Source organism: Streptococcus sp. F2 (assembly GCF_056500955.1).
The window spans coordinates 1-7,725 of record NZ_JBWKAI010000045.1 but is presented as its reverse complement, the minus strand read 5'-3'; the positions used below and the strand labels follow the sequence as shown (position 1 = coordinate 7,725).

8 protein-coding genes are annotated in these 7,725 nt (G+C 37.9%); 4 read left to right on the top strand and 4 right to left on the bottom strand.

Annotated features, from left to right (window positions below):
• Positions 1–176 precede the first annotated feature (176 nt).
• Complete coding sequence (locus ACYTR8_RS09795; RefSeq protein WP_111717778.1) at positions 177–497, bottom strand: thioredoxin family protein; 321 nt, start codon at positions 495–497, stop codon at positions 177–179.
• An 81-nt stretch (positions 498–578) separates the two neighbouring features.
• Positions 579–1,193 (bottom strand): NUDIX hydrolase, encoded by a 615-nt coding sequence (locus tag ACYTR8_RS09790; RefSeq protein WP_111717977.1) that lies wholly within the window; start codon positions 1,191–1,193, stop codon positions 579–581.
• Positions 1,194–1,396: 203 nt separating this feature from the next.
• Here ACYTR8_RS09790 and ACYTR8_RS09785 point away from each other — a divergent pair, with 203 nt between their 5' ends.
• Genes ACYTR8_RS09785 through ACYTR8_RS09775 form a run of 3 tightly spaced genes read left to right on the top strand, consistent with a single transcriptional unit; the run spans position 1,397 to position 3,367 of the window.
• Entirely contained in the window at positions 1,397–1,723 is a 327-nt protein-coding gene (locus tag ACYTR8_RS09785; RefSeq protein WP_022555279.1) for a PadR family transcriptional regulator, read from the top strand.
• Complete coding sequence (locus ACYTR8_RS09780; RefSeq protein ID WP_111717780.1) at positions 1,710–2,297, top strand: DUF1700 domain-containing protein; 588 nt, start codon at positions 1,710–1,712, stop codon at positions 2,295–2,297. The genes ACYTR8_RS09785 and ACYTR8_RS09780 overlap by 14 nt, the downstream gene beginning before the upstream one ends.
• Positions 2,294–3,367 (top strand): DUF4097 family beta strand repeat-containing protein, encoded by a 1,074-nt coding sequence (locus tag ACYTR8_RS09775; RefSeq protein WP_479642081.1) that lies wholly within the window; start codon positions 2,294–2,296, stop codon positions 3,365–3,367. The genes ACYTR8_RS09780 and ACYTR8_RS09775 overlap by 4 nt, the downstream gene beginning before the upstream one ends.
• A 124-nt stretch (positions 3,368–3,491) precedes the next feature.
• Here ACYTR8_RS09775 and ACYTR8_RS09770 read toward each other — a convergent pair whose 3' ends face one another.
• Positions 3,492–5,765 (bottom strand): YhgE/Pip family protein, encoded by a 2,274-nt coding sequence (locus ACYTR8_RS09770; RefSeq protein WP_443597465.1) that lies wholly within the window; start codon positions 5,763–5,765, stop codon positions 3,492–3,494.
• A gap of 134 nt (positions 5,766–5,899) precedes the next feature.
• On the opposite strand from ACYTR8_RS09770, the gene ACYTR8_RS09765 reads away from it, so the two are divergent.
• Entirely contained in the window at positions 5,900–6,433 is a 534-nt protein-coding gene (locus tag ACYTR8_RS09765) for a TetR/AcrR family transcriptional regulator (protein ID WP_003059589.1), read from the top strand.
• Between the two features lie 142 nt (positions 6,434–6,575).
• Here the strand turns inward: ACYTR8_RS09765 and rpsD are convergent, their stop codons facing one another.
• Positions 6,576–7,187 carry a 30S ribosomal protein S4 gene (gene rpsD / locus ACYTR8_RS09760; RefSeq protein ID WP_003053152.1) on the bottom strand — a complete coding sequence of 204 codons (612 nt, stop codon included), beginning with the start codon at positions 7,185–7,187 and terminating at the stop codon, positions 6,576–6,578.
• Positions 7,188–7,725: the final 538 nt, after the last annotated feature.

The window sequence follows — 7,725 nt, the reverse complement described above, 5'->3', positions numbered from 1 at the left end:
GGTTATAATCAGGTTTTTCTTTGTGTAACATAGGAGAACCTCACAAGTCCTTTTTCTTATATTATACTCCTAAATATCATGAAAAGCCCCTAGAAAAGTGATTCTAAGGACTTTGTCTTCAGTCTGAAATAGATAGAATGCTTATTCTATCTATTTTTTGTTGTCTTTTAGTAATCTTAGATATTCACTAAGATGATTTCTTTTATCTCTTCAACTGAAAGAACCTGTCCTGAAGAAACCAATTCATCATCCAGAAAAAGAGCTGGGGAAGCTGGATTGCCATATAGAGCAATGATTTCAGCCTCTCTAACATAAACAATAGATACCAACAGATGAAGTGCTTTACAAGCTTCAAGCAAGTTAGTTTCCAAAGCTTTACACTCAGCATCACCTGTTCCTAAAATTTTAAAACAGTGATCTGAAATAATCGTTACCTGTTTTTTGTTTTTGGAACAACAGTTGCCCTTGCATCGACAGCTCTTCTTTTCTGAAGTCATTTATTTTCCTCAATCTATCATCATTTTTCTTAGTTTACACTATCCTCCCCAAATAAGCAAGTTATCCTGAATGACCTTATTTTACTTTTTGGTAATTGCCTGCGTTGATTTTTTTAAAATCTCAATAAAACAGTGGGTAAACTGAGCAGTCATTCCCCAAATGGTTTCTTCCAAATTTTCATAAAATGGAATACTACGGTACTGCTGGCTAAATTGGTAATCTTTCCCATGACGAATACGATCAAAAGGAAAATCTGAAGTTTTGAGAGGACTAGCTTCAAGATGATAAAAAACTGGCTCGGTAGCAAGTAATTGTTGTAAAGGGACCGTAAACAACCTGTCAACCTCTTCATTAGCCTCTATACTCTTCCAGTCATCTGTTAATAGTTGTCCAACGAAACAGTGAATGGTTCTAGATGACTGCACTAAATAATCAATTTCTCCCCAAAGCTGAATCTGAGAGGAGTCGACATTTAATTCTTCCATTGTTTCTCTAATAGCAGCCTCTTGGAGGCTTTCATGACCTTCGACTCTACCTCCCGGGAAGGCTACTTCACCGGGTTGAGAAATATGTTGACTTCGCACTTCATATAAGACATGCCATTCATCATTAACAGCAATAAGAGGTAAAAATACAGCGTACCGCTTTTCTTCCCCTAGTGGTTTCGCTTGATAGTGTTTTAATAACTCTTCCATAACGTCATCCTCATTATTCTTTCCGATAGCTTTATCTTCATCATAACTAATCTTCACTTTTTGGTCAACTCATTACTCCTAATTAGTGGTATTTTATATATAATTTTTTTATATATAAAATATTGACATATCAAAAAAGTAAGCTTATACTAAATGTGTAAAATAATTATATATAAAAATTTTATACATGAGAGGAGCCCAAAATGTATTTTCCAGTATCGGCTACCTTGATTGAATTTTTGATTTTAGCCATTGTCGAAAAAAATGATTCTTACGGCTATGACATTAGTCAAACCATTAAATTGGTCGCCAATATCAAAGAATCAACTCTCTATCCTATTCTTAAAAAATTGGAAAAGGCGGGTTTTTTGACAACTTATAGTCAAGAGCATCAAGGACGTAAACGCAAATATTATGCTATCACTTCTTCTGGAGAAGTACAGCTACTATTTCTAAAAAAAGAATGGCAAAAGTATACATTTGCCATAGATGGGATTATTGAAGGGAGTTTGAGACATGACAAGGACTGAATATCTAGCGGAACTAGATAAATACTTGCGAAAATTACCTAGGGAAGACTACCATGAAGCTATGGATTATTACATTGAATATTTTGATGAAGCTGGTCCTGATAAAGAAAATCAAGTTATCGAGGATTTAGGAAGCCCCAAAGAGGCCGCTAGTGAAATCATCGCAACTGTTTTAGGAAAACACATGGCAAGTCCTGAAAAAACACCTGAAAAGCGAGCAACCATCGTCGGGCTAGCTATTTTAGCACTCTTTGCTGCGCCTATCGCTTTACCGGTTTTATTGGCTTTAATTCTCTTTATTATTGCTTGCCTCATGACTGGAATAACAGCCATCGTTGCTGCCTATGTTTTTGGCCTTGTAGGGGTACTTGTTGCAGGGATCACCCTCTTTGAAAGTTTGACTTTACTTGGTTCATCTCTTCCTGCTCAGGCTATGGGAATTGGTAGCGCCTTGCTGAGCTTTGGTGGTGGTATTCTCATTTGGATTATTGCCACGGCACTCCTGCGTTTTTCAGGACGTGCCTTCGTTGCCTTTATTAAATGGATTAGTCACAAGAAAGGAGCTCAAGCATGAAAAATATCTCACGCAAATGTTTTATGATCAGTGTCGTGTGTATTGTTTTAGGAGCCATTCTTTTAGGAGCTGGTTATGCAACTGGCGGGCTTCAAGACATTAAACACCAAACAGCCCCTAAAAAGGTTATCCAAACATTTGATCACGTAACAGCTCTTGATATTGATACCAATTTTTCAACTATTACAGTAGAAACAGGGCCTGTCAAAAAACCAACAATAACCTACTACACACATCCTAAATTTATTGATCCTTTAGAAATTAAAATAGAGAACGAGACACTTCATATTTCTGAAAAACCCAGAGATGTCATCATCACCGGAGGTATTGAACTGATTGGGTTTGGATTAAATAAAAGTGACCGCAACCACAACTACCGAACCACTACCATAACGCTTCCAAAAGGTAGCAGTCTTAAAGAGCTCAAAGGCTCAAGCATGCCTCAAGCCACTATATCGGATTTAACGGTTCAAGACCTTGAATTCAGTGGTGGTCTGACACTTCTAAATACTAGAATAAAGAAAGGGAAGGTTTTTGGAACATTTGACGCTACTGATAGCTTGTTAGCCAATCTTGAGTTGAAAGCCGACTATTCGTTGTCAAGCCTTACGAATTCTAGTTTAGAAAATGGGACGATTAGCTTAGGGCATGGACAATTAACCACAAAAAATACTAATCTTAAATCTGTCACCATCCAATCTCTATCTCCTGGTGGGGTTGAAGCCGAAGAAACAAGCCTTGAAAATGTGACTTTCACTGTTACTAGTGAGCAAGAAAACGAGGAAACCAATGATAATGGTGCTATATTCACTGCTCATTCTCTTACCCTTAAAGGCACTAATACTATTAGTGGTGGTAATGTTGCTGTTGACATAACTTTGACCGATCCAAAGACGACCGCCTATAAGACAAAAACCGAAGATGGTAAAATCTCACTTGGACCACTGCTTACTCCTGCGAAAATTGATAAAGGAACAACTTCAGATAGCATTACTTACACTGCTAATACTGAGAAAGCTACTGGAAGCTTGACAGTTGAACTCAACAAGGGAGATATTATTCTAAAATAGCCTCTCACTTGTAAAATAACCATTAACTTTAAAAAGTACTGTCAACCACTTGTAACAATAAGACAAAAAACAGCATCTAACATAATAACTTGAGATGCTGTTTTTTTGTCTTACTTACTCAACCTTAAACAGTTTTCTTAGGTCGATAAATGAGCAGTGCTAACACCATAAAAGCTAATAGAAAGCCTGTTAACACTTTGATTTCAAGTCCAATATTGCCATCCAATGAAATAGTTTGTCGCAAACCAGACACCACATAAGTCATTGGCAAGAAAGGATGTAACGTTTGGAAAAATGCCCCACTTAACTCAATGGGATAGGATCCACCCGAAGAACCAACTTGAAGCAATAGCATAACTAAAGAAGCAAAAGAACCATAGCGATCATCCCACCCAACTAAGGCTGTGACAAGTGCCATCAACGTCCAACCGCTTAATATGATAAAACCTAAGGTTTTCATGCCATAATGTGCTTCAAATCCCAATAGCTGAATAGCTAAGTAAAGAATAATAGAACCTACAGTTGAAATGAACCCATTAATCACCAATTTTTGTTTGGCCCAATCCCACTTATTCTTAACTGGACGACCAGATAAAGAATTAGCAAAGATAACATTGGTTGACAAGGCCACAACCATTAGAGAAACGGCAATCATATAAGGTGCCATACCAATCCCATTTGTCTTGACATCATCCCTATCTTTTTCGTTTAATAAAACTGGTTTTGAAACTGCTCTAGCGTTTTTATCTTGTACAGAAACAAGTGATAACTGTTGAGAAGCTTTGGCCAAAGAACCGTTTAACGTTGACAAGCCTGTTGACAATTCTGTCAATCCACTTGTTAATTGATTGCCACCTTGACTCAATTGGAAACTACCATCTGCTAGTTTACCTGCACCTTCTGATAGTTGTTGGCTGCCATTCAATAATTCTCCTGATTTTGTTGATAGAGCTGTCGCTCCTTCTGAGAGTTTTGTTACCCCAGAACCAATGGCAGTATTATACCCGTTTAATTGTGCTAATCCTGTTGTCAATTGATTACTTCCTGGTAGAACTTGTTGATTTAAACTACCATTTACCTTTGATAACCCCGTTGACAACCCAGATAATGCAGAACTCGCTCCAGGTAAAGCCTGGTTAGACTGACTCGCAATCTGGGAAACAGCTGCTTTAAGCTGGTCTAATTGAGCTAAGCTATTTCCTTGGGACAGAGTTTGTAAACCTGTTGACAGTGTTTGAACAGAACTTAAAATAGTTTGGGCTACAGATACGGTTTGACTTTTATCAGATTGACTGAGGGCCGCAGCTAACTCTCCTTGTTGTTCAGCAGTTAATGATTGGTAAACGTTAGTAGCTTGGAGAGCCGATAGTTGTTCATTCTGAGCGGCAGTCTCTTCAGCAATGACTTGTTTGGCTGCTTGAGCGATAGCTCCTAAGCTATTACCTAACTCATCAGCATTAAGGTTAGGGGGTTGCAATGTTGATAGGTCTGTATTTAGTTGCTGAATGCCTTGATTTAGGACTGGTAGCCCTACAATTAAGGATTGAATTCCCTTAGCTTTCTCGTCAGAAAGTGTTGTTGCTTGTGTCAACTGTGAAAGACCCTGATTAAGCTGAGAAGCTCCCTGGGATAACCTAGAAACCCCGTTCAGATAATTGGGGATGTCCGTTGATAATGTTCCTAACCCATTCTTGACTTGGTTGACACCATCTGTATAAGTAGTCAAACCTGATGTCAATCGTCCAGTACCTTGTTGAAACTGTTGGCTAGCACCCGTTAAGGCTGCTAAGTTCGTCGAAAGTGTTTGACTCCCCGCCTGAGCGGTCTTCACTCCTGAAGCCAGTGCTTGACTTCCAGTTGAGGCTTCTTTTAATCCTGATTGGAGCTCCTTCATACTGCTAAAAACTGCTGAGGTGTAAGTCTTCGTGATGTTTTCCGAAACAGACTCCTTCAGTTTTGTCATCGTTGTTTCACCCATCTTAGCAGCAACCATTCCATGTCCTTTACTCGTTTGGTAACGGATAGTTAGTTTTTGGGGTTCAGGATTTAATAAGGTTGTTGCTCGCTGAGAAAGATCTTCGGGTAAAGTAATGACCATATAATAATCACCTTTTTTAAGACCTTTTTGAGCGCTTTTTGAAGATACAAAATGATAGTCTAACTCTTTGTTTTTAGACATCTTGTCCACCATATCATCACCGATTGTTAATGATTCATCAGCCATCTTTGCAGGCTTATCTTGATTAACAACAGCAATGGGAAGGTCATTGACACGACCATAAGGATCCCACATTGATCCTAAAAACGATAAATTATATAAGGCGGGAACCAGTGCCACACCAATCATTGTAATGATTAATTTTGGATTTTTAATAAGTGCTTTAAGTTCTTCTAACATTTTTTCTCCTAAAATGGACATACTGTTCAAAAATTATGATAGAATATATTATACAAGTAAAATCAAAATTTACAAGATAAAAGACATCGTTTTTGGACATTATGTCTAAAAGTGTTCAAAAGGAGATTCTGATAATGGTCAACCGAAAAGAAAACACAAGGCAAGCCATTCTAAAAGCAATGGTTACCCTATTAAAAACCGAAAGTTTTGATGACATTACAACCATTAAACTTGCTAAAATGGCTGGTATTAGCCGATCGAGTTTTTACACTCACTATAAAGATAAATATGAAATGATTGACTATTACCAGCAAACCTTTTTCCATAAGTTAGAATACATTTTTGAAAAAGAATACCGAAATAAAGAACAGGCCTTCCTTGAAGTCTTTGAATTTCTCCAAAGAGAACAGCTTCTCTCTTCCCTTTTATCTGCTAACGGCACCAAAGAAATACAAACCTTCATCATCAATAAAGTTCGCCTTCTGATAACCACTGATTTACAAGATAAATTCAGTACTGAAGAGTTATCTCAAACAGAAAAAGAATACCGAAGTATCTACTTAGCGCATGCTTTTTTTGGTGTCTGTCAAAGTTGGATTGCAAAAGGTAAAAAAGAATCACCTCAAGAAATGACACAATTCGTTCTCAAAATGCTTACGAGTACCTAAATAGTCCCCCTTACGCAAGTGTTATTGTTACAAGTCATTAGTAAGACTGATGACTTTTTATAAACCATAGATTAGAGTAAACTTGTTACGAGATACAAAAAAAGCCCACTGTTGTAGGCTTTTTGTAAGTTTAATCTTAAAATTAAAGCATTTTGTTGTAGAACTCAACGACAAGTGCTTCGTTGATTTCTGGGTTGATTTCATCGCGCTCTGGGAGGCGAGTTAGTGAACCTTCAAGTTTTTCAGCATCGAAAGATACGAAAGCTGGACGTCCAAGAGTAGCTTCAACAGCTTCAAGGATTGCAGGAACTTTCATTGATTTTTCACGAACTGAGATCACTTGACCAGCTTCAACGCGGTATGAAGGGATATCAACACGTTTACCATCAACAAGGATGTGTCCGTGGTTAACGAATTGACGTGCTTGACGACGAGTAGTTGCAAGACCTAAACGGTATACAACATTGTCAAGACGACGCTCTAAAAGAACCATAAAGTTGAAACCAAGAGTTCCTTCTTTGATTTTTGTAGCTTGTACGAACAAGTTACGGAATTGTTTCTCACCTAAACCATATGAGAAACGAAGTTTTTGTTTCTCAGCAAGTTGCAGACCATACTCTGAAAGTTTGCTACGGTTGTTTGGACCGTGTTGACCTGGAACGTAGTTACGACGTGCCAATTCTTTACCTGTGCCTGTAAGTGACAAACCAAGGCGACGTGATTGTTTCCATGATGGACCAGTATAACGTGACATATTACATGTCCTCCTCTAAATTTTTTGAGGAAATAACTGTTTGAAAAATCCTGATTCGTGCAGGGGGTTTTCGCCTAAACAGCAAAGGTTACTTGAATAGATAACCACCTGTTGACGAGCTTCATATTTTTCTGCTGTTATTTCGCACAAAGAATAGTATACCATAGGAAAGTTATATTGTAAAGTCAATATATTACGATATGAATCATTCCCGTAGTTACTATTTCACTTAAGGAGTTTGCGCCATTTCAAAAAAACAAGTCTACATTCATAAAAAAGCTACTACTTCCTAACTTAGAAAGCAGAAGATTTTTGAAAATACACGAAAAAGGGCGCAAAAATTCCTTGTAGTTACAGCAATTTTTTCGAACGGTTAAACTACCCAGCTGCCTAAGTGCTCTCTTTGTCCTGCTTTGAGTTTTGACAGCGCAAAACCAATCATAACCAAAAAACTCATACTGACTGCCACGTTCATCTTCTTAAGTCCTCGTATGGTATGGGTTTCTAAACGAAAATCTCGGTCAAGTCTGCCATTCAC

What these genes read in the sequence shown, in the direction of transcription:
- ACYTR8_RS09765 (WP_003059589.1), top strand. Translation starts at nt 5,900, where the DNA reads ATGGTCAACCGAAAAGAAAACACAAGGCAAGCCATTCTAAAAGCAATG.
- ACYTR8_RS09770 (WP_443597465.1), bottom strand. Translation starts at nt 5,765, where the DNA reads ATGTTAGAAGAACTTAAAGCACTTATTAAAAATCCAAAATTAATCATT.
- rpsD (WP_003053152.1), bottom strand. Translation starts at nt 7,187, where the DNA reads ATGTCACGTTATACTGGTCCATCATGGAAACAATCACGTCGCCTTGGT.
- ACYTR8_RS09775 (WP_479642081.1), top strand. Translation starts at nt 2,294, where the DNA reads ATGAAAAATATCTCACGCAAATGTTTTATGATCAGTGTCGTGTGTATT.
- ACYTR8_RS09785 (WP_022555279.1), top strand. Translation starts at nt 1,397, where the DNA reads ATGTATTTTCCAGTATCGGCTACCTTGATTGAATTTTTGATTTTAGCC.
- ACYTR8_RS09795 (WP_111717778.1), bottom strand. Translation starts at nt 497, where the DNA reads ATGACTTCAGAAAAGAAGAGCTGTCGATGCAAGGGCAACTGTTGTTCC.
- ACYTR8_RS09790 (WP_111717977.1), bottom strand. Translation starts at nt 1,193, where the DNA reads ATGGAAGAGTTATTAAAACACTATCAAGCGAAACCACTAGGGGAAGAA.
- ACYTR8_RS09780 (WP_111717780.1), top strand. Translation starts at nt 1,710, where the DNA reads ATGACAAGGACTGAATATCTAGCGGAACTAGATAAATACTTGCGAAAA.